We start from the raw sequence: 21,304 nt of genomic DNA on the forward strand, positions 1-21,304 counted from the left end.
GGGAGCCGCAGCCGGCGTCAGGCGAAGTAGACGCCGATCCGGTTGCCTTCGATCTCCTCGATGCGGATCTCGATGTCGTAGACGTCGCGCAGTACATCCGGCTGCATGATCCGGGCCGGCGGGCCCTGGTGCACCAGGCGGCCGGAGCGCATGGCGATGATCGAGTCCGAGTAGCAGGACGCGAAGTTGATGTCGTGGATAACCAGCACAACGGTCTTGCCCAGCTCATCGGTCAGCCGGCGCAGCAGCCGCATCATTTCCACCGAGTGCTTCATGTCCAGGTTGTTCAGCGGTTCGTCCAGCAGCAGATAGTCGGTGTCCTGCGCCAGCACCATGGCGATGAAGGCCCGCTGCCGCTGGCCGCCGGAGAGTTGGTCCACAAACTTGTCCGCCATCGACGTCAGGTCCAGGTAGTCCAGCGCCTGCTCGATCTGGGCGAGGTCGGCGGGGCCCGGCCGGCCGTTGTTGTGCGGGAATCGGCCGAAGCCCACCAGGTCCCGCACGGTCAGGCGGACGGTCAGCTGGTTGTCCTGGCGGAGGATCGCCATCTTGCGGGCCAGTTCCTTGCCCGGGGTGCTGCCGACGTCGAGCCCGTCGATGGTCACCGCCCCGGCGTCCATGGGCAGCAGCCGGGAGACCATGGACAGCAGCGTGGACTTGCCGGCGCCGTTGGGGCCGATGATCGAGGTGATGCCGCCGTCCTTGATGTAGCAGCTGACGTCGTCCACCACGGTCTGCGTGCCGTAGGTCTTGGAGACTCCGGAGACGTGGATCATTTGATGGAGCCTTTCAGCAGCAGGGCGATGAACAGGAGGCCGCCCGCGAATTCAATGACGATGCTCAGCGCAGTATCGAAGCTGAACACCTGCTCGAGGACCAGCTGGCCGCCGACCAGGGCGATGGCGCCCAACAGCACGGCGATGGGCAGCACGTACACGTGCCGGAAGTGCGAGCACAGCAGGTAGGCAAGGCTGGCCACCAGCAGGCCGAAGAACGTGATCGGGCCGACCAGCGCGGTGGAAACGGCCACCAGGATGGCGCACAGCATCAGTACGGTGGTGACGGCGCGCCGGTGGTCCACGCCCAGGTTCAGCGCCGTGTCCCGGCCCAACGCCAGCACGTCCAGTTGCCGGCGCATCCGCCAAACCGGGACGCTGGCCGCGGCAACGGCCACCGCGGATGCGGCCAGCAGCACGCCGTCCACGTTGTTGAAGCTGGCGAAGAACAGGTCCTGCAGGATGATGAATTCGCTCGGGTCGATCAGCCGCTGCAGCAGCGAGGAAATGCCGCGGAACATTGTCCCGAACACGATGCCCACCAGCAGCATCAGGTGCAGGCTCTTGCCGCCGCCGGTGAACAGCCAGCGGTAGAGCAAAAAGGAAAAGCCCACCATCAGCATCACTTCGATCACGAAGCGCACCGGCGCGCCCAGGCTCAGCAGCGCCTGCCCGCCGATGGCGAAGGTCAGTCCGGTCTGGATCAGCATGTAGAGGGCATCGAAGCCCATGATCGACGGGGTCAGGATCCGGTTGGCGGTCACCGTCTGGAACAACACGGTGGACACGCCCACGGCGTACGCCACCAGCAGCATCGAACCGACCTTGATGGCCCGCCGGGGCAGGACGTAGCCGAGGTTGCCGCGCAGGTCGATGGCCATGAACACGGCCACGAGGACGGCCGCCAGGAGGCCCAGCAGGATGATCCAGGTCCGCGGCCGGACCGTGGTGAGGGTGCGGCGCTTGTGCTGCGTCAGCGCGGCGGGAAGTACCGAATCAGCCATTCTTGCGGGTCCTCAGCAGCAGGTACAGGAAGATGGCGCTGCCCACGGCGGAGACGATGACGCCCACCGGGATCTCGTAGGGGTAGCGGATGGTGCGGCCGATGATGTCGCACAGCAGCACGAAGCCGGCGCCGAAGACTGCCACCCAGGGAACTGCGCGGCGGGCGCTGTCGCCGAACGCCAGCGATACCAGGTTGGGCACCACGAGTCCCAGGAACGGAATGGCGCCGATGTTGACTACCACCACGGCGCTGATCAGCGAGACGATGACCAGCCCCAGCGTCAGGACCCGGCCGTAGTGCAGGCCCAGATTGGTGGAGAATTCCTGGCCCATGCCGGCCATCGTGAACCGGTCCGCGCACAGGTAGCCGATCACCGCGAGCACCGCGACAATCCAGAGGAGTTCGTAGCGGCCGCGCAGCACGCCGGAGAAGTCGCCGATCATCCAGCTGTTCAGCGTCTGGAGCAGGTCGTAGCGGTAGGCAAAGAACGTGGTCACCGCGGCGATGACGCCGCCCAGCATGATGCCCACCAGCGGCACAATGAGCGTGTTGCGCAGCGGGATCCGGCGCAGCACCAGCAGGAACAGGCCGGTCCCGGCGGCCGCGAACACGGTCGCCACGGACATCTTGGCCAGCAGGGTGGCGCCGGGGACCGCCACCGTGACCACCAGGATGCCCAGCGAGGCCGACTCCACGGTGCCCACGGTGGAGGGCTCCACGAATTTGTTCCGCGCCATCAGTTGCATGATCAGCCCGGCAATGCCCAGCGCCGCGCCGGCCAGGATGACAGACAGGGTGCGCGGCAGCCGGCTGATCCAGAAGATGTCCCAGGCCGTCTGGTCCCCGGCCAGCAAGGCGGGCAGTGACACATCGCTGACGCCCACAAACATGCTGGCAATGGCCAGGATGACGACGGCGGTGCCCGCCCAAGCGAGCTGGGAACCGGATCCGCGGGCGCGGGAGCGTCCCGCCGCGGCTGTAACCGCCGGGGCCGGACTGGAAATCGTGGAGGAAGCCATGGATCGGGCCACCGCGCAGGCCGCCGGCGGGTCGCCGGCGGCCGTACGGGTGCTACTTCGTGATGGCTGCCTGGACGGCACTGATCATGGCGTCCGTATTATTCAGGCCGTAGCCCACCAGGTACCAGGACGCTGAATCCAGATAGGTGATGCTGTCGTTCTTGGCGGCGCTGGTGCCGTTGACCAGTTCGTTGTCCAGGACGGCCGCAGCGGCCTCCCCGGATTCGCCGACGGCCGCGTCGCGGTCGATCACGAACAGGTGGTCCGGGTTGGCCTCGGCGACGAATTCATGCGAGATGGCCTCGCCGTGCGGGCCCTCGGACTTTACGTCAGCGGCGGTCTGCACGCCCAGGACATCGTGCACGATGCCGAACCGGGATCCTGCCCCGTAGGCCGTCATCTCGCCGCCACTCGTCATCAGCACCAGGCCGGTGCCGGCGTCGGCGGCTGCGGCCTTGGTGTCCTCGATCTTCGTGTCGATGGCTGCCAGCTTTTCTTCGACTTCGGCTTCCTTGCCGAAGATCTCGCCCAGGGTCGCGGAGACTTCCTTGAAGCTCTCGATCGGAGCGGCGGTGTCAACGCTCAGGTCGATGGTCGGGGCGATTTTGCTCAGTTCCCCGTAGGCCTCGGCGGTGCGGCCCGAGATGATGATCAGATCGGGTGCGCCTTCGCTGATCGCCTCGAAGTCGGGTTCCTTCATGGAGCCGATCTTGGTGTAGTCGTCCCCGGCGTACTGTGCCAGTGACTCGGGGAACACTGCTGCCTCCGGGACGCCGTCGACCTCGACGCCCAGGGCGGTGAGGCTGTCCAACACCCCGAGATCGAAGGTGTAGACGGTCTCCGGGTTCACCGGCACGTCGGTGGTACCGGAGGCGTGCTCTACGCTGATCGTCTCGGCACCGGTACCTGCTGCGGCATCGGTCTGCTGGCCGCAGGCGCTCAGGGCGAGCATGGAAACGGCTGCGGTCATGGCCACCAGGCCGGACTTCAGGGGCTTTTTCACTGACTCTCCATCGTTCGTCAACGCCGGCCCGGGCGGGGTTCGGCATTAGGCAACATAAACGTTTGCTATTTGCGCGCAGCTTGAAGCTACCGGGTTAGGTTAGCCTTACGCAACTTGGCCGCCGGTCGACGGTGTCGATTTGCGTCACACAGGGGTGGCCGCGGAAGTCGGCCGGCGCCCGCCGTTGGCACTCGCCTTGACCGAGTGCTAATCCTTCTCATAGAGTCGCAGTTAGCACTCGCCCCGTGTGGGTGCTAATACAAGGAACCGCCTGCCGGCACCGCGACGACGGCAGACATCTCCTTGGCCAACCTATTCGTAGCGCATGAAAAGGAGAGAGCCGAGTGTCGGTCTCCATTAAGCCTCTTGAGGATCGTATTGTTGTCCAGCCGCTCGAAGCAGAGCAGACCACGGCCTCCGGCCTGGTCATTCCGGACACCGCCAAGGAAAAGCCGCAGGAAGGCAAAGTTGTCGCGATCGGCCCCGGCCGCGTCGATGACAATGGCAACCGGGTTCCCGTTGACGTAGCCGAGGGTGACGTCGTCATCTACTCGAAGTACGGCGGAACCGAGGTCAAGGTCGGCGGGGAAGAGTACCTGGTGCTCTCCGCCCGCGACGTGCTGGCCATCGTCACCAAGTAAGGCCCATCAGCTGAGTCCGGCGGCTCGGGCGCGCGCAGTCGACGCCCGCAGCCGGAATCACGGACAACCGAAATGCCCCGGCTGCCTCCTATAGCAGCGCAGCCGGGGCATTTTGCGTGAAAGGAACAAATTCATGGCAAAGCAGTTGGAGTTCAACGACGCTGCCCGCAGGGCGCTGGAAGCCGGCGTCGACAAGCTCGCCAATACCGTCCGGGTCACCCTCGGTCCGCGTGGCCGCAACGTGGTCCTGGACAAGAAGTGGGGCGCCCCCACCATCACCAACGACGGCGTGACCATCGCCCGCGAGGTGGAACTCGACGATCCGTACGAGAACCTCGGCGCGCAGTTGGCCAAGGAAGTCGCCACCAAGACCAACGATGTTGCCGGTGACGGCACCACCACCGCTACCGTCCTGGCCCAGGCCCTGGTGAAGGAAGGCCTCCGTAACGTGGCCGCCGGCGCCGCCCCCGGCGCACTCAAGCACGGCATCGAGGTAGCGGTCGAGGCCGTTGCCGCCCGCCTGCTGGAGAATGCCCGCGAGGTCGAAGGCAAGGTCGCCGAGGTCGCCACCATCTCCGCCCAGAGCCCCGAGGTCGGCAAGCTGCTGGCCGAAGCGTTCGACAAGGTGGGCAAGGACGGCGTCATCACCATCGAAGAGGGCTCCAGCATGGAGACCGAGCTGGTGCTCACTGAGGGCATGCAGTTCGACAAGGGCCTGCTGTCGCAGTACTTCGTCACCGACCAGGAGCGCCAGGAGGCAGTCCTCGAGGACGCGCTGATCCTGATCTCCCAGGGCAAGATCTCCACGGTGCAGGAGTTCCTGCCGCTGCTGGAAAAGGTGCTGCAGGCCAACAAGCCGCTGTTCATCATCGCCGAAGACATCGACGGCGAAGCCCTCTCCACCCTGGTGGTCAACAAGATCCGCGGCACCCTCAACGTTGCCGCCGTGAAGGCACCGGGCTTTGGCGACCGCCGCAAGGCCATGCTGCAGGACATCGCGGTGCTCACCGGCGCCCAGGTCGTGTCCGCGGACCTCGGCCTGAAGCTGGACCAGGTTGGGCTCGAGGTGCTGGGTACGGCACGCCGCATCACCGTCACCAAGGACAACACCACCATTGTGGACGGCGCCGGTTCCGAGGCCGACGTGGCCGACCGCGTGGCCCAGTTGCAGGCAGAGGTGCTGCGCACCGATTCCGATTGGGACCGCGAGAAGCTCCAGGAGCGCCTGGCCAAGCTGTCCGGCGGCATCGGCGTGATCAAGGTCGGCGCTGCCACCGAGGTCGAAATGAAGGAGAAGAAGCACCGGATCGAGGACGCCGTGTCCTCCACCCGCGCTGCCCTGGAAGAAGGCATCGTGGCCGGTGGCGGCACCGCCCTGGTGCACGCAGCCCAGGCTCTGGACACCGACCCGAACGTGCTGGCGCTCGAGGGCGACGCAGCCACCGCCGTCGGATTGGTCCGCCGTGCGCTGGCCCAGCCGCTGCGCTGGATCGCCGAAAATGCCGGCCACGAGGGCATGGTCGTGGTCTCCAAGGTGGGCGCCCTTGAGGTCAATAACGGCTTCAACGCCGCCACCGGCGAATACGAGGACCTCGTCGCCGCCGGCATCATCGACCCGGTGAAGGTGACCCGTTCGGCGTTGCGCAACGCCGCCTCGATCGCGGCACTGGTGCTGACCACCGAGACCCTGGTCGTCGAGAAGCCGGCCGAAGAGGACGAGCACAACCACCAGCACTAGCGCACGCCGCCAGCTGCTGGTCGGGCCTCGCCCGTACGGAGGGGATCCTGCCCGCGCAGGGTCCCCTCCGTCGTCGTGGGGCTCCCCTGCGGCGGGCGCGGCGTTAGCTCCGCCACATCGGTGGCCGCGGGAAATAGTGGGCGGGGCGGAATCGTTTTAGGATGTAACCAACCCCGGAAACCGATTCTCGCTGTCGGTGACTGGCGGCCGCCACCGGTATCGTTCGAAAGGCCCTGCAGTGTCCGAAGAATTCAATCCGTTCGCTTTCGAGGGTCTGACCTACGACGACGTGCTCCTGCTGCCCGGCCCGACGGATGTGATTCCGTCCGAAGCCGACACCAGCTCCCGGCTGACCCGCCGCATCACGGTCCAGACTCCGCTCCTCTCCGCCGCCATGGATACCGTCACCGAATCGCGGATGGCGATCGCCATGGCGCGCCAGGGCGGCCTGGGCGTCATCCACCGCAACCTGTCCATCCAGGACCAGGCCGAGCACGTGGACCGGGTCAAGCGCAGCGAGTCCGGCATGATCACCAACCCGGTGACCATCGCCCCGGATGCCACGCTGGCCGAGCTGGACGAGCTTTGCTACAACTACCGCGTGTCCGGACTGCCCGTGGTGGACTCCGAGGGCAAGCTCGTGGGTATCTGCACCAACCGCGACACCCGTTTCGTGCCCCGCGCCGACTATCCCACCACCAAGGTGCATGAGGTGATGACCTCCATGCCGCTGATCACGGGCAAGGTGGGCATCAGCCGCCCGGAAGTCATTGATCTGCTGGGCAAGAACCGGATCGAGAAACTCCCGCTGGTGGACGACGCCGGCATGCTGCAGGGTTTGATCACCGTCAAGGACTTCGACAAGGCGGAGCAGTACCCGCTGGCCACCAAGGACGACGACGGCCGCCTGCGCGTGGGCGCGGCGGTCGGCTTCTTCGGCGACGGCTACGAGCGCTCCATGACCATGATCGAGGCCGGCGTGGACGTGCTGGTGGTGGATACCGCCAACGGCCACAGCCAGGGCGTGCTGGACATGATCGCCCGGCTGAAGAAGGACCCGGCCGCGGCCCATGTGGACGTGATCGGCGGCCAGGCCGCCACCCGGGAGGGCGCGCAGGCACTGGTCGACGCCGGCGCCGACGCCATTAAGGTGGGCGTGGGCCCGGGCTCCATCTGCACCACCCGCGTGGTCGCCGGTGTGGGCGTCCCGCAGATCACCGCGATCTACGAGTCTGCCAAGGCTGCCATTCCGGCGGGAATTCCCGTGATTGCCGACGGCGGCCTGCAGCACTCCGGGGACATCGGCAAGGCCCTGGTCGCCGGCGCGGACACCGTGATGCTCGGTTCGCTGCTGGCGGGCGCCGCAGAGTCCCCGGGCGACCTGGTGTTCGTCAACGGCAAGCAGTTTAAGGCCTACCGCGGCATGGGCTCGCTGGGAGCCATGCAGACCCGCGGCAAGAACACCTCCTACTCGAAGGACCGCTACTTCCAGGCCGACGTGCCGGACGACGAGAAGCTGATCCCCGAGGGCATCGAAGGCCAGGTGCCGTACCGCGGCCCGCTCTCCGCCGTCGCGCACCAACTGGTGGGCGGCCTGCGCCAGACCATGTTCTACACCGGTGCCCGCAGCGTCGCCGAACTGAAGGCCAAGGGCAAGTTCGTGCGGATCACGGCGGCGGGACTGAAGGAGTCCCACCCGCACGACATCATGATGACCGTGGAGGCACCGAACTACAAGCGGTAGTCCCGCAGTCTTCGGCGGCGCCGTTCCCCACAACAGGGGGAGCGGCGCCCCTCGCGTTAACCGGCGGCAGGACTTTCGCCGGCGGGCGCGCCCACGGGCCGCGACCAGCCGCGCGTATGGACGGGACAGCGCATCGGTGCGTGGGCACGGGTGTGCAAGCGGCCACCGACCGCGACGCGGGTGAGCCAACGGAGCCGACGTCGGAAGATCAGAAGCACGATGATCACGAGGGCCGCGGTGTCAGGCCAGCGCGGCGCCGGCCAGTTATCCGGCGCGGGCGGATACGCCCCGCCGGACAATCCGGCGGCCCGCTCGAAGTGGTTGCGTGAGGAGGGGAACAGCGCACCGTCGATGATGTATGCCGCCGGAAATGCGAACGGGCCGGCGAGCAAGTTACCTACGGCCCACTGGTCAACATGCCGCGACTCGTGGATCGCGAGGTCCTCCTCCTCGGCCCGGGTCTGGGAGATGTTCGGGCCGTAGCGGACATACTGGCCTTCATCGGCTATGCCATATCCGTTGACGCTCAGCGCGCCCGCTGGGTCTACCGGTGGCATCCATGCAACGAACACGTCGCCGAGCATTGTTCCGCCACCGCTGGTTCGCGGCGGGGGCCAGAACATGACCAACAGCGACGGTCCTGAGCACGCTTCCATGTCAAGGCTGCGCCCGGTCAGGACCCCGACGCCGCTGATAGGGGCGACCAGGAAATTGCGGGTGATGCGCCACGGGGTTGGTGGTGAAATCTGCAGACGCGGCTCGGGCTTGATCTGTCCGTCGGCAGTGATATGGCTGTGGCAAACGATTGGCGGGGAGAGCGCCTCCTGGAAGCGGGCTCCAGCTCCCGCGACCAGGAGCGCCGCCACCACAAAGAGGGCGATATCGCGCACCCGCTGGTGGGCAGCGCAAACGGTACACGATGCGGCTCTCCGCAACCGGCGCGAACGACGCGAGGGCATGGACCAGACCAGCCCGGCGATGCCAAAACACAGGGTGGCCGCCAAGCCACTCGCGAACGGTCGCATGCGCTCACCGGACCGCCGGAATCTTCCTCCCATGACTGACCACTTCCCGCTCCGGCTACCTGCGGCCGGCCAGCGGCAACCGTAAAGAGAGCGGGCCTACGGTGCGCTTGCCTGCCGTGCGGCAGGTAGAGCGTACCGCCTGCGCTGGGACGACGCCAGCAGTCAAAAGAGGAGTGCTTGCCGTCGACACGGGAGGGTCCGCCCTGTCCGCTGGGCGCCGGCGAAAGTCCTGTCCCTGCCCGTTCCCCGGTGAAGCGTTCCAGCGGTGGGATAACCTAGAGCCGTGACTTACGAGATTGAAATTGGCCGTGGCAAGCGTGGGCGCCGAGCCTACTCCCTCGATGACGTGGCGATCGTCCCCTCGCGCCGGACGCGCGATCCGAAGGACGTCTCGGTCAGCTGGCAGATCGACGCGTACACGTTCGACGCCCCGGTCATCGCCGCGCCGATGGACTCGGTCATGTCGCCGGCCACCGCCATCGCGCTGGGCAAGCTGGGCGGCCTGGGCGTGCTCAATCTCGAGGGCCTGTGGACCCGCTATGAGGATCCGCTGCCGGTGCTGGACGAGATTGCCGCGCTGGGCACGGAGAACTTCAGCCCGGCCGCGACCAAGCGGATGCAGGAGCTCTACTCCGCCCCCGTGCAGCCGGAATTGATCACCTCCCGGCTGGCCGAGATCCGGGAAGCCGGGGTGACAGTGGCCGGCTCGCTGACGCCGCAGCGCACCCAGGAGTTCTACAAGACCGTGGTGGCCGCCGGCGTGGACATCTTCGTGATCCGCGGCACCACCGTCTCCGCCGAACACGTCTCCAAGACGCAGGAACCGCTGAACCTGAAGCAGTTCATCTACGAGCTGGACACGCCCGTGATCGTCGGCGGCGCCGCCGGCTACACCCCGGCGCTGCACCTGATGCGCACCGGTGCCGCCGGCGTGCTGGTGGGCTTCGGCGGGGGAGCGACGACGACCACCCGCCGGGCGCTGGGCATCCACGCCCCGATGGCGTCGGCGATCTCCGATGTGGCGGCCGCGCGCCGGGACTACATGGACGAATCCGGCGGCCGCTACGTGCATGTGATTGCCGACGGCGGCGTGGGCTTCAGCGGCGACATCGTCAAGGCCATCGCCATGGGTGCCGACGCCGTGATGCTCGGTTCCGCGCTGGCCCGGGCGGAGGAAGCGCCGGGCCGCGGCTGGCACTGGGGCCAGGAGGCCCACCACGACGAACTGCCCCGGGGCGACCGCGTGAACGTGGGCACCGTTGGGCCGCTGGAGCGGGTGCTCCACGGCCCGTCCAACCACACCGACGGAACCTCCAACCTGGTCGGTGCGCTGCGCCGGTCGATGGCGACCACCGGGTACTCGGACCTGAAAGAGTTCCAGCGTTGCGAAGTGGTGCTGGCACCGATCCAGGCCGGCGACTGACTTGACCACGCTGGGAGGCTGATAGGCGATGACCACCGGAGCCCTGAGTCCCGAGAGCCGCGAGCAGGCGCTGGCCGCCCTGCGCGCCACACAGGAGCGCGGGGCCGAGCTGGACGTGCTGATCGTCGGCGGCGGGGTGGTGGGTGCCGGGGCCGCCCTGGACGCGGTGACCCGCGGGCTCGACGTGGGCATCGTGGAAGCCCGGGACTGGGCCTCGGGCACGTCCTCGCGCTCTTCCAAGCTGATCCACGGCGGGCTGCGGTACCTGGAGATGCTGGACTTCGCTTTGGTCCGCGAGGCGCTGCAGGAACGGGGGCTGCTGCTGGAGCGCATTGCGCCGCACCTGGTGCGGCCGGTGCCGTTCCTGTACCCGCTGACCAAGCGGTACGTGGAGCGGCCCTACGTCGGCGCGGGCGTGGCCTTGTACGACGCCCTGGCCATCGCCTCGGGCCGCGGGCGCGGCGTCCCCTTCCACAAGCACCTGTCCCGGCGCGGGACCCTCCGGGCGGCACCCAGCCTGAAGAAGGACGCCATGGTGGGGTCCATCCGATACTACGACGCGCAGGTGGACGACGCCCGGCTGGTGGTCAACATCGTCCGCACCGCGGCGGCGTTCGGGGCGCACGCGGCCAACCGCCTGGCGGTGGTCGACTTCCTGCGCGAGGGCGAACGCGTGGTCGGCGCCCGGGTGCGGAACCAGGAGGACGGCAGCGAGTTCAACATCCGGGCCAAGCAGGTGGTCAACGCCACCGGCGTGTGGACGGACGAAACCCAGGCCATGGTGACCGAACGGGGCCAGCTGAGCGTACGTTCCTCCAAGGGGATCCACCTGGTGGTGCCGCGCGACCGGTTCCAGTCCACGGTGGGGCTGATCCTGCGCACTGAGAAGTCCGTGCTGTTCGTGATTCCGTGGGGGCGGCACTGGATCATCGGCACCACCGACACCGACTGGAACCTGGACAAGGCACACCCGGCGGCCTCGTCCAAGGACATCGACTACCTGCTGGAACACGTCAACCAAGTGCTCCAGCGTCCGCTCACCCGGGAGGACGTCGAGGGCGTCTACGCCGGGCTCCGGCCGCTGCTGGCGGGCGAGAACGACTCCACCGCCAAGCTCTCGCGCGAACATGTGGTGGCGCACCCGGTCCCCGGACTGGTGGTGGTGGCCGGCGGCAAGTACACCACCTACCGCGTGATGGCCAAGGACGCCGTGGACGAGGCGGCACGGGCCCTCGACGAGCGCGTCCCGCCCAGCTGCACGGACACCATCCCGCTGCTCGGCGCCTCCGGTTTCAAGGCAGCCTGGAACAGGCGCAGCCGCCTGGCGGACCGAACGGGCATCCACGTGGCCCGGGTGGAACACCTGCTCAACCGTTACGGATCCATGGCCGGCGAGGTGCTGGACATCATCACCGAACGGCCGGAGCTGGCCGAACCGCTGCCCGGTGCCGACGACTACCTGGCGGCCGAGGTGGTCTATGCGACCACGCACGAGGGATCCCGGCACATCCACGACGTGCTCACCCGCCGGACCCGGATCTCCATCGAGGCCTGGGACCGCGGTGTCTCCGCCGCGCCGGTCGTCGCCAAGCTGATGGCGCCCCTCCTCGGCTGGAGCGAAGGGCAGGTGGAACGCGAGGTGAAGCACTACCTGGCCCGGGTGGAAGCCGAACGGCTCAGCCAGGAGCAGCCTGACGATGTCACCGCCGACAGCGCCCGGATGGGCGTTGACGACATCGTTCCGCTGGCCTGAGGCGCCGGGGCAGGATTCGTTTTCTACATGGTTGCGAAGTACCTTTAATGGGTGCTCAAGACTGCCCTGAAACCCCGCTGGATAGCGGCTCTGGTGCTTGCGCTGGCGCTGTCCACGGTGTTTGTGCTGCTGAGCCAGTGGCAGTTTTCCACGTCGCAGAGCGAACCGCCCCCGCCCCCGGGCGAGACGGAAGCCGTCAAGCCGCTCACCGACGTCTTTGAACCGGGCATCCCGATGACGGCCGCCACCGCCGACCAGATGGTCACCTTCGACGGCAGCTTCGTCCCCGGCGGGCAGGTGCTGGTCCAAAACCGCCTGCAGGACGGCGAAGATGGCCTCTGGGTGGTTGACCCGTTCGCGGTGGACGGCGTGGAGCAGTTCGGCGAAGACGTGGTCATCCCTGTCGTGCGCGGCTGGGTCGAGGAACCGGCGGACGCCGTTCCCGCCCCGGAAGGCGAGGTGACCGTCGTCGGGCGCCTGCTGCCCACGGAAGCTCCGCTGCCCGGAACCCTGCCCGCCGGCCAGGTCGCTTCGTTGTCGGCGGCCGAGCTGATCAACCGCTGGAACGCGCCCGGCTACTCCGGTTTCGTGGTCGGGACCGGCTTCACCGTGGGCGGCACCGACCTGGGCACCGCGACCGAAGGGACGTCGATGCGGCCGGTGGTTGTCGGACCGCAGCCACAGGAAGCGCCGGTCAACTGGATGAACGTCTTCTACGCGGTGGAATGGGTGGTGTTCGCCGGATTCGCCATCTTCCTCTGGTGGCGGCTGGTGGCCGACGACTACCGCCGCGACCTGGAGGCAGCCGAAGACGCGGCCGAAGCGGCCCGCCATGCAGCCGAAACCGGCCGGGGGAGCGCGGCAGGCCCGGCGGCCGGCGCCCGCCATGGTGGCGACGACGCCGCCGACCAGACCACATCCAGCACACCCCACACAACGAGGTAGTCCACGTGACCGAAAACGCCCCCGACCGTTCCGCCGCGACCCAGCGTCCAGCCAAACGCCGCTTCGGCGGAACCCACGCCCAGATCCGCTCCGCCCTGACCTTCTACAAGGTCACCTCCTACATCACCGGCATCATGCTGCTGCTGCTCTGCGCGGAGATGGTGCTGCGGTACGGCTTCAACCTGTTCCTGTTCGCCGGGGCCACCAACACCCTGACGGGCGAGACGTTCGCGCTGGGCCTGGCGCAGGCCGAACCGTCCGTGATCGAGGGCATGAACCTGTCCATCGCGGTGCTGATAGCGCACGGCTGGCTGTACGTGCTGTACCTGATTGCCGACTTCCGGCTCTGGTCGCTGATGCGCTGGCCGTTCAGCAAGTTCGTGCTGATCGCCCTGGGTGGCGTGATCCCGTTCCTATCCATCATCCTGGAACGCAAGGTGCACCGCGAGGTGGAAGAAGAACTGGCCGCCCATCCCGAAGCCGCCAAGCGCTACTGACAGACGCCGGGCACCCGCCGCGGTGCCGGCGCACGACGGCGGGTGGGCACCCGCCGTCGTGCGCTACCTCACTCGGCGGGGCCCGACGCCAAAGTGCGTGGCCCCGGACGCGGCGACTATCCTGTAAGGGTGACTACTCCTCCCCCCGCCACTACGGACCACCGGCCCGTCCTCGTCGTTGACTACGGGGCCCAGTACGCGCAGCTGATCGCCCGCCGCGTGCGCGAGGCCAACGTGTATTCCGAAATCGTTCCGCACACCTACACCACCGAACAGCTGATGGCCAAGAACCCGGTGGCCATCATCCTCTCCGGCGGGCCCTCCAGCGTCTACGCCGAAGGGGCGCCGAGCATCGGCGCGGACCTGTTCGAGGCCGGCGTCCCGGTGTTCGGCATCTGTTACGGCTTCCAGGCCATGGCGAACGCCCTGGGCGGCAAGGTGGCAAAGACCGGCCTACGCGAGTACGGTGCCACGGACGCCACCGCGGTGGGGGAGGGCCGGTCCATCCTGGCCGGCGTGCCCTCCGTGCAGAACACCTGGATGAGCCACGGCGATTCGGTGCAGGAGGCCCCTGCAGGATTCGACGTGCTGGCCAGCACCGCCGGCGCCCCGGTGGCCGCCTTCGCGAACGACGAGAAAAAGCTGTACGGCGTGCAGTGGCACCCCGAGGTCAAGCACTCGGCCCACGGCCAGCGGGTGCTCGAGAACTTCCTCTTCCGTGGCGCCGGGCTGGAGCCCAACTGGACGACCGGCAACATCGTGGAAGAGCAGGTGGAGCGCATCCGCGCCCAGATCGGCGATTCCCGCGTGATCTGCGGACTGTCCGGCGGCGTGGACTCCGCCGTTGCCGCGGCCCTGGTGCAGCGCGCGGTCGGCGACCAGCTGACCTGCGTCTTCGTGGACCACGGACTGTTGCGCGAGGGCGAGGCCGAGCAGGTGGAGCGTGACTTCGTCGCGGCCACGGGCGTGAAGCTGTACGTAGCCAACGAGCAGCAGCGCTTCCTCTCGGCGCTGGCCGGCGTCACCGACCCGGAGACCAAGCGCAAGATCATCGGCCGCGAATTCATCCGCGCCTTCGAAGCCGCCGAGAAAGCCGTGCTGGCCGAGGCGGCTGCCGAAGGGGAGTCGGTGAAGTTCCTGGTGCAGGGAACGCTCTACCCGGACGTGGTCGAGTCCGGCGGCGGCGAGGGCGCCGCCAACATCAAGAGCCACCACAACGTGGGCGGGTTGCCCGAGGACCTGCAGTTCGAGCTGGTTGAGCCGCTGCGGACGCTGTTCAAGGACGAAGTCCGTGCCGTCGGCGCCCAGCTGGGCCTGCCGGCCGAAATCGTCGGACGCCAGCCGTTCCCCGGCCCGGGCCTTGGCATCCGGATCATCGGCGAAGTCACGCAGGAGCGCCTGGACCTATTGCGCAAGGCGGACGCGATCGCCCGCGCCGAACTGACCGCCGCCGGCCTGGACCAGGAAGTCTGGCAGATGCCGGTGGTCCTGCTGGCCGACGTGCGCAGCGTGGGCGTGCAGGGCGACGGCCGCACCTACGGACACCCGATCGTGCTCCGTCCGGTCTCCTCCGAGGACGCGATGACCGCAGACTGGTCGCGGCTCCCCTATGACCTGCTGGCCCGGATCTCCAACCGCATTACCAACGAAGTGGACGGCGTCAACCGCGTGGTGCTCGACGTGACGAGCAAACCGCCGGGAACCATCGAGTGGGAGTAGCCACAACGGGCGACCGCTGCCCAGCCGCAGCGCAGCTGCGGATGAACTGCAAGGCAATTTCGCCGAGCAGTGTTGCGGTCGCCCGTTTGGCGTTTAAAGTCCGATACCTTGTTTGACATGCCGTTGTGGTCCAGGCAAGTCGCCGAGAGTGAAGTAAAGGGGGCAGCCGTGTCGCTGGCCAGCGCAGCTGAGGCTGCTGAAGACGTTGTGGCATCGTGGCTGGAAAACCTGGGAGATCTCGCCGGGTCGGACACCTTGCTGCGGTTCGCCCCGACGTCGTCGAACAGCATTGACCTGACGCATGCCCACCCCTCCGGCCTGGCGCAGCTGCTGGCCGGGCGCCGCACCCGTCTTTCCACCTTGCTGCGCGAGCCGAACCAGTACGCCGCGGCCATGCGCACCGCCCGCAGCCTGCGCGCCAAGATCTACGAACTGGGCTCCGACCGCGGCATCGACGTCGGGTACCTGGCCGCCGGCACCGCGTCCTGGCGGGTTCCCGAGGTCGGCCGGTCCGAGTCGCTGAACGCCCCGGTGATGCTGATCCCGGTGGCGCTGACCGTCCGCCCCAGCCAGGACGACTTCGAACTGCAGTTGACCGACCGCGCCCGGCTGAACCCGGCCCTGGTCCGCCACCTGTCAGCGGAGCAGGGGATCGGCATCGATGCCGACGCGACCGCACGCCTGGCCTACAGCACCGCCCGCCTGGATCCGCACCCCGTGCTGGAACGGCTGCGCCTGCTCACCGCCGGGGTGCGGAACATGACCATCGAACACCATCTCCTGGTGTCGACCTTTGCGGACTTGGAAGCGGTCACCGACCCGGTCCTGCTCGATGCCGGACACCCGGTGATCCGCGCGTTGGCCGAGGCCGGCGCCGGCTCCCAGGCCGGACCCCGTCCGCTGGCCGGCCGGAACGCGGTGCCCGTGCCGGAGGTGGAGCTGCCGCCGATCGACGAACGCGATCCGCAGGATGAGTTTTTGCTGCTCGACGCCGACGCCGCGCAGCAACGGGTGCTGGACCTGGTCCAGGCCGGGCACTCGCTGGTGGTCTCCGCGCCGCCGGGCACCGGGCAGACCCAGACCGCACTCAACGCTGCAGCGGCCTTGGCCTACGAGGGCAAGAGCGTGCTGGTGGTCGCCGAGCGCCGCGGCACGCTGGCCGAATTCGCGCAGCAGCTGGAAACCGTGGACCTGGGATCGCTGGCGCTGCAGTTGAGCGCGGACCTGACGCCGGAACAGCTGCGCCGGGCGCTGATCCGCGCGATCAGCCGCAGCGAAAAGGCGCAGGAGCCGCAGCTGCAGAAGCTGCACACCACCCTCTCCGAACACCGGCACAAGCTCTTGGAGCATGTGAAGTCGCTGCACAATGTGCGCAGCCGCTGGCGCTGTTCCCCCTACCAGGCGATGCAGTCGCTGGCCAAGCTCACCTCGCTCGATCCGGCGCCGGCGACCACCGTGCGGCTGAAGCGGTCAGTGCTGGACAGCATCACCGACCGGGCGGAGCTGGCGGCCCGGCTGGTCCGGGCGGCCGAGTTGGGCAGCTTCAGCAAGTCCGCCACCACCAGCCCGTGGTTCGGTGCCAAGCTGCTCAACCGCAAGGAAACCGAAGACGCCCACCAGCTGGCCGCCGACCTGGCCAAGGACGTCCCGCGGCTGCGTGAACGGATGAACAAGGTCGCCGAACATTCGCAGATCGCCCTCGCCGGGACGTTCCGCGAGTGGGGGGAACAGCTCCAACTGCTGGTGGAGGTCCGCGGCAGCCTCGACAAGTTCACCCCGGACATCTTCGACCGGCCGGTCACCGACCTGATTTCCGCGACCGCGCCAAGTTCCTGGCGGCGCGACCGCGGAATCGAAATGAGTTCGATGACGCGGTCCCGGCTGCGCAAGGTGGCCAAGGAATACATCCGCCCTGGCGTGCACATCTCCGACCTGCATGAATCCCTCTTCGAGGTGCAGCAGCAGCGGACAAAGTGGGCCGACTACGCGACGTCGCAGCGCCATCCGGCGGTGCCCTCCGGGCTGGCGGACCTGAACGGCTTTTACCGGGAGGTGGCACAACGCCTCGGGAAACTGGCCGCGCTGTTGGCGCCGGTGCCCGAAGACCGTGCCCTCGCGGCCCTGCCCGACGGCGAACTCCAGGAACAGCTGGACGCCCTGGCCGCGGACCGCGAAACGCTGGTGAACCTGCCCGAACGGACGCTGCTGCTGGAGCAGATGCGCGAACACGGCCTGACCGAACTGCTGGACGATCTGGCCAAACGCGAAGTCGGCGCGGACGAGGTCAGTGCGGAACTGGACCTGGCATGGTGGCAGTCGGCACTCGAAGCGATGATCAGCGGCGACGACTACCTCGCCATGTCCGACGGCGACAACCTGCGCAAGCTCGAGGCTGTCTACCGGCTCGCGGACAACGCGCACATCGCGTCCGGGCCCGCCCGGCTGCGCTGGGAACTGGCACAGAACTGGCGGCATTCGCTCAAGAGCAAGCCCAAAGCCGCGCAGCGGTTGCGCGACCTGCTCAAGGCCGGCGAACCCACCCTGGCCGCCTTGGGGCAGCAGTCGGAGTCCCTGGTTTCGGCCCTGTTGCCGATCTGGACTGCCTCCCCGCTGGTGCTGCCGCTCCTGCTCCCGGAAGGCAAGCACTTCGATGCCGTGATCGTCCTTGACGCCGAAGCCACCAGCCTGCCGTCGGCGCTGACCGCGCTCTCCCGGGCGCACCAGGTGGTGGCGTTCGGCGACGGCGAGTTGGGCCGCGCCGAGCCCTTCGAAGTCAACGTGGACCGGCGGAACGATCCCGTCACCGGCGAAGCCCCGCTACCGTTGGCCAGCTGCTTCCACGCGCTCTCCGAGGTGCTGCCGGTGGTGGCGCTGACCACCGCCTATCGTGCAGTCGACCTGGACCTGACCCGGTCGTTGAGTGAGAAGTTCTACGGCGGTTCGCTGTCCCGGCTGCCCGGCGCCAGCTCCATCCGCGGGGGCGGCCTGGAAGTGGAATACCTGCCCGACGGTACCGGGATGCCCGGCGCCGGACACGAAGGCGTGGAAAGCGTCCCCGCCGAACTCAACCGCGTGGTGGACCTCGTCTTCGAGCACATCAGCCTTCGGCCGACGCGGTCCCTGGCGGTGGTGACGGCCAGCGCCCGGCACGCTTCCCGGGTGGCGGAGGCCATCCGGCTGCAGATGCCCAATTACCCGGCGGCGGCAGATTTCTTCCACCGGCGCCAGGAGCCCTTCCGGGTGGTTCCCGTCGAACGCGCGTCCGGATTGGTCCGCGACGACGTGATCTTCTCGCTCGGCTTTGGCCGCACGCCGCACGGGCGTGCGGTGCACGACTTCGGACCCCTGTCGGCGCCGCACGGGCGGGCGCTCTTCGCGACCGCGGTGACCCGTTCCCGGCATTCGCTGCACGTGCTCAGCTGCTTCCGCCCCGAGGACCTGGACCCCGAACGGCTGCGGCATGGAGCCGCCGACTTCCATGACCTGCTGGACCGCCACCTCGGCGACGGCCGGTTCACGGCGCCCGAACTCTCTCCCGGAATCGACGACCCGCTGGTCGCGGACCTGGTGGAGCGCATCCGCGCCCGCGGCGCACGGGTCTGGGACCATTACTACGGAGTCATCGACATCGCGGCCAGCACGGGAACGGTGCAGTATTCGCCGGATGTTGAACCGACCCTGCCGGTGGCCCTGGAATCGGACGGCAGCCGGCAGTACCAGGAGCTGACCGTGCGGGAGCGCAGCCGGCTGCGTCCGCAACAGCTCGAGCGGTTGGGCTGGCGGCCGCTGACGCTGTGGACCATCGAGGTGTTCACGGATCCGGAGAAGTGCGCAGACCTGATCGGAGGCTACTTGGGACTGCACAAGCCGGAAGAACCGGCAGACAAGGACGAGCGCCCGGCCACCCCGCGGAAGCCGGAGCCAACTTCGGAGCAGGCACCGCAGGCGGAGGAGTCCACGCACGCCGCGGGCTCGGCAGACGAGTCGGGGGATGCCGGCGACGACCGGTTGCGGCCGCGCCGGGCCAGGCGCAACCAGTCGCCGACGCTGCCCACCAAGGCATCGGAGGACGACCCCCGCGCGTGGGGCGACCGGGAAGAGGACCGGGACGCCTGGCTGCGCGAGCAGCGCCCGCCGCACTGGGGCTAGGCCGGGAGCCGGTCTGCGGCCGGCCGATCCGGGGCAGTCCTCAGCCGACCAACACGAGGAAGACGTTGCCCCGGCTGGAGGCGTCCGCCAGCGCGGTGGCGTCCGACGGTGCGGCAGCCACGACCACCAGCCCTTCGGGCTCGCCTGCGCCGAGCAGCGCAGCCGGCGCAGCGCCGTCGTCGGCTTTCCACAGCACCGGAGCGGCCCGCGCCAGGACAGTGGTTTCGGCCGGCTCTTCGAACCCGTTGCCGCTGCTGAGGACGATGTCCACTAACTGGCCCGGCGACACCAACTGGACGGTGGAGGGGTCGGCGGGGCGCACCGGCACGGCCACCGTCCCCTGGGGCGCCCCCGTTAACAGGCCCGGCCCGACGATCGAGGTGTCCACGACCGGAGAACCGGCGCGCAGCGCCGTCGCCAGGCGCTGGCCCACCAACAGGGACGGGCTGTCGGCGGTGCCGTCCGGGACGGCACCGGCCGGCAGCTCACCCAGTTCCAGGTCGTCGGCGGACAACAGGGCGCCGGCCGGGAGATCGGACGCGGCGACCACCACGGAATCAGTGGGATTCGGCGCCGGGGTCAGCTGCTGCACGACCAGTGCCGCGGCCGCGCAGAGCAGCAGGGCGGCAAGCAGCCGGTAGTGCCGCCGCAACAGCCGGCGCGGCGACAGTGCAGAGCGGGCGGTGCGGGTCGGGGCGGCAGCGGTGGGCATGCAGCCACGCTAGGAGCACAAGGGGGCCCACGGTCAGCGGGCGAGCGCACCTGTGGATGCAGTGCCGCCGCCGTGGCGCGGTGTAGGAGCGGCCGCGGGCTCCGGCGTGGCTAGCTGGCGGCGGCGGCCGGAGCCGGGGCGGCGGCAGGCTTCGAGGCCTCGGCCGCAGCTGGCTTCGCCGCCTCGGAGCCAGCGGACCCGGAGCCAGCGGACCCTGAGGAGGCCGCGGGAACGGAGCCTGCCGTGGAAGAGTCGCGGGAATCGGTGCGGTAGAAGCCCGAGCCCTTGAAGACGACCCCGACGCTGTTGAACTTCTTGCGCAGGTTGCCGCCGCATTCGGGGCAGACGGTCAGCGATTCATCACTGAAGGACTGCTGGATGTCGAAGGCATGGGTGCAGTCTTTGCAGGCGTAGGCGTACGTGGGCACAGTAATTCCTCCTGAAAAAAACTTGGCTGGAGCAGGAGGCGCCCGGTCAGCCGTTGGCACTCACCCGCTCAGAGTGCCAATTCTACACCGTCCGCCCGGGGAACCACGTCCAGCCGTCGGGAGACACGGCGCCGTCCAGCGGGGCGTCCAGGGCGGTGAACTCGAAGGCGCCCGCCGCCACCACCTCGTCGGAGTAGAAAACGCCGACGAACTTCGGCCGGTCTTCGCCGTCGCCCAGCGACGCCAGGAACCGGTCGTAATAACCGCCGCCCTGACCCATCCGGTTGCCGTCGGAATCCACGGCCAGTCCGGGCACGAGCACCAGCGGCAGGCCGGCCATGATTTCCGGTCCGAAGCGTTCTCCGACCGGCTCGTCTATCCAGGCCCGAGGGCTGCGGGCCAGCTCCACGCCGCTGAACCAGCGTGCCCAGCTGAGCCGGTAGCCCGGTTCGCAGATCGGGACCACCACCCTGAAGCCGGCGTCCTCGAGGGCCGGCAGCAGCATGCGCGTGGACGGTTCGGAACCGACGGACAGGTAGGCCGGCACAGTGGTCCCGGCCGGGACGTTCAGCCGCCGGAGACCGTCCAGCACCTGCCGCGCCAGGGCGTTCCCGGCCCGAATCCGGTCTTCTTCGGACCGTGCCCGGCGGCGGGCCCGGAAGAATGCGCGGGCGGTTTCCTTGTCCATGCCGGTCTGCTTCTCCATGGCCGACATCGTAGTTGCTT

The 21,304-nt window shown here is 68.4% G+C and carries 17 protein-coding genes; 9 read left to right on the plus strand and 8 right to left on the minus strand.

Going from position 1 to position 21,304, the window contains the following annotated elements; all coding sequences use genetic code 11:
- Positions 1-17: 17 nt before the first annotated feature.
- Genes AC5RUK_RS07420 through AC5RUK_RS07435 form a run of 4 tightly spaced genes read right to left on the minus strand, consistent with a single transcriptional unit; the run spans position 18 to position 3,804 of the window.
- Positions 18-776: an iron ABC transporter ATP-binding protein gene (locus tag AC5RUK_RS07420; protein ID WP_494151774.1), complete on the minus strand. Its 759-nt coding sequence runs from the start codon at positions 774-776 to the stop codon at positions 18-20.
- Positions 773-1,780, minus strand: a complete 1,008-nt coding sequence (locus tag AC5RUK_RS07425) for an iron chelate uptake ABC transporter family permease subunit (RefSeq protein ID WP_493988972.1) — start codon at positions 1,778-1,780, stop codon at positions 773-775. The genes AC5RUK_RS07420 and AC5RUK_RS07425 overlap by 4 nt, the downstream gene beginning before the upstream one ends.
- Positions 1,773-2,801 carry an ABC transporter permease gene (locus tag AC5RUK_RS07430; RefSeq protein ID WP_493988973.1) on the minus strand — a complete coding sequence of 343 codons (1,029 nt, stop codon included), beginning with the start codon at positions 2,799-2,801 and terminating at the stop codon, positions 1,773-1,775. Before AC5RUK_RS07430 ends, AC5RUK_RS07425 begins: the two co-directional genes overlap by 8 nt.
- A gap of 52 nt (positions 2,802-2,853) precedes the next feature.
- Positions 2,854-3,804: a siderophore ABC transporter substrate-binding protein gene (locus tag AC5RUK_RS07435; protein WP_493988974.1), complete on the minus strand. Its 951-nt coding sequence runs from the start codon at positions 3,802-3,804 to the stop codon at positions 2,854-2,856.
- 344 nt (positions 3,805-4,148) lie between these two features.
- Here AC5RUK_RS07435 and groES point away from each other — a divergent pair, with 344 nt between their 5' ends.
- From groES to guaB, 3 genes are all read left to right on the plus strand, one after another.
- Entirely contained in the window at positions 4,149-4,445 is a 297-nt protein-coding gene (gene groES / locus AC5RUK_RS07440; protein ID WP_127511177.1) for a co-chaperone GroES, read from the plus strand.
- 133 nt (positions 4,446-4,578) lie between these two features.
- Complete coding sequence (gene groL / locus AC5RUK_RS07445) at positions 4,579-6,183, plus strand: chaperonin GroEL (RefSeq protein WP_493988975.1); 1,605 nt, start codon at positions 4,579-4,581, stop codon at positions 6,181-6,183.
- 238 nt (positions 6,184-6,421) lie between these two features.
- The gene (gene guaB / locus AC5RUK_RS07450) at positions 6,422-7,927 is read left to right on the plus strand and encodes an IMP dehydrogenase (protein WP_494151775.1); all 1,506 of its coding nucleotides are present in this window, start codon (positions 6,422-6,424) and stop codon (positions 7,925-7,927) included.
- Between the two features lie 56 nt (positions 7,928-7,983).
- Here the strand turns inward: guaB and AC5RUK_RS07455 are convergent, their stop codons facing one another.
- On the minus strand, positions 7,984-8,817 hold the full coding sequence (locus AC5RUK_RS07455) for a hypothetical protein (RefSeq protein ID WP_494151776.1): 834 nt from the start codon (positions 8,815-8,817) through the stop codon (positions 7,984-7,986).
- A 418-nt stretch (positions 8,818-9,235) separates the two neighbouring features.
- On the opposite strand from AC5RUK_RS07455, the gene AC5RUK_RS07460 reads away from it, so the two are divergent.
- The 6 genes from AC5RUK_RS07460 (at position 9,236) to AC5RUK_RS07485 (ending at position 19,438) form a co-directional block, all read left to right on the plus strand.
- A complete protein-coding gene (locus tag AC5RUK_RS07460; protein WP_493988978.1) occupies positions 9,236-10,375 on the plus strand; it encodes a GuaB3 family IMP dehydrogenase-related protein in 1,140 nt (379 codons plus the stop codon).
- Between the two features lie 28 nt (positions 10,376-10,403).
- The gene (locus tag AC5RUK_RS07465) at positions 10,404-12,128 is read left to right on the plus strand and encodes a glycerol-3-phosphate dehydrogenase/oxidase (RefSeq protein WP_493988979.1); all 1,725 of its coding nucleotides are present in this window, start codon (positions 10,404-10,406) and stop codon (positions 12,126-12,128) included.
- A gap of 51 nt (positions 12,129-12,179) precedes the next feature.
- Positions 12,180-13,073, plus strand: a complete 894-nt coding sequence (locus tag AC5RUK_RS07470; RefSeq protein ID WP_493988980.1) for an SURF1 family protein — start codon at positions 12,180-12,182, stop codon at positions 13,071-13,073.
- Positions 13,074-13,078: 5 nt separating this feature from the next.
- Positions 13,079-13,570, plus strand: a complete 492-nt coding sequence (locus AC5RUK_RS07475; RefSeq protein WP_493988981.1) for a DUF3817 domain-containing protein — start codon at positions 13,079-13,081, stop codon at positions 13,568-13,570.
- Positions 13,571-13,699: 129 nt separating this feature from the next.
- Positions 13,700-15,289, plus strand: a complete 1,590-nt coding sequence (guaA, locus tag AC5RUK_RS07480) for a glutamine-hydrolyzing GMP synthase (RefSeq protein ID WP_493979489.1) — start codon at positions 13,700-13,702, stop codon at positions 15,287-15,289.
- Positions 15,290-15,406: 117 nt separating this feature from the next.
- A complete protein-coding gene (locus AC5RUK_RS07485; RefSeq protein ID WP_494151921.1) occupies positions 15,407-19,438 on the plus strand; it encodes a DUF4011 domain-containing protein in 4,032 nt (1,343 codons plus the stop codon).
- A 40-nt stretch (positions 19,439-19,478) separates the two neighbouring features.
- On the opposite strand, the gene cpaB is transcribed toward AC5RUK_RS07485, so the two are convergent.
- The 3 genes from cpaB to AC5RUK_RS07500 all read right to left on the minus strand — a co-directional run bounded on the left by cpaB (position 19,479) and on the right by AC5RUK_RS07500 (position 21,284).
- Positions 19,479-20,150: a Flp pilus assembly protein CpaB gene (gene cpaB, locus AC5RUK_RS07490; protein WP_494151777.1), complete on the minus strand. Its 672-nt coding sequence runs from the start codon at positions 20,148-20,150 to the stop codon at positions 19,479-19,481.
- Between the two features lie 110 nt (positions 20,151-20,260).
- Complete coding sequence (locus AC5RUK_RS07495; protein WP_494151778.1) at positions 20,261-20,578, minus strand: FmdB family zinc ribbon protein; 318 nt, start codon at positions 20,576-20,578, stop codon at positions 20,261-20,263.
- Between the two features lie 82 nt (positions 20,579-20,660).
- Complete coding sequence (locus tag AC5RUK_RS07500) at positions 20,661-21,284, minus strand: 5-formyltetrahydrofolate cyclo-ligase (protein WP_494151779.1); 624 nt, start codon at positions 21,282-21,284, stop codon at positions 20,661-20,663.
- Between the last annotated feature and the right edge of the window lie 20 nt (positions 21,285-21,304).

This window comes from Arthrobacter sp. Y3223065 (genome assembly GCF_059090885.1).

Coding starts and splice junctions, on each gene's coding strand:
- AC5RUK_RS07420 (WP_494151774.1), bottom strand. CDS start 776: ATGATCCACGTCTCCGGAGTCTCCAAGACCTACGGCACGCAGACCGTG.
- AC5RUK_RS07430 (WP_493988973.1), bottom strand. CDS start 2,801: ATGGCTTCCTCCACGATTTCCAGTCCGGCCCCGGCGGTTACAGCCGCG.
- AC5RUK_RS07485 (WP_494151921.1), top strand. CDS start 15,407: ATGCCGTTGTGGTCCAGGCAAGTCGCCGAGAGTGAAGTAAAGGGGGCA.
- groL (WP_493988975.1), top strand. CDS start 4,579: ATGGCAAAGCAGTTGGAGTTCAACGACGCTGCCCGCAGGGCGCTGGAA.
- cpaB (WP_494151777.1), bottom strand. CDS start 20,150: ATGCCCACCGCTGCCGCCCCGACCCGCACCGCCCGCTCTGCACTGTCG.
- AC5RUK_RS07425 (WP_493988972.1), bottom strand. CDS start 1,780: ATGGCTGATTCGGTACTTCCCGCCGCGCTGACGCAGCACAAGCGCCGC.
- AC5RUK_RS07500 (WP_494151779.1), bottom strand. CDS start 21,284: ATGGAGAAGCAGACCGGCATGGACAAGGAAACCGCCCGCGCATTCTTC.
- AC5RUK_RS07465 (WP_493988979.1), top strand. CDS start 10,404: ATGACCACCGGAGCCCTGAGTCCCGAGAGCCGCGAGCAGGCGCTGGCC.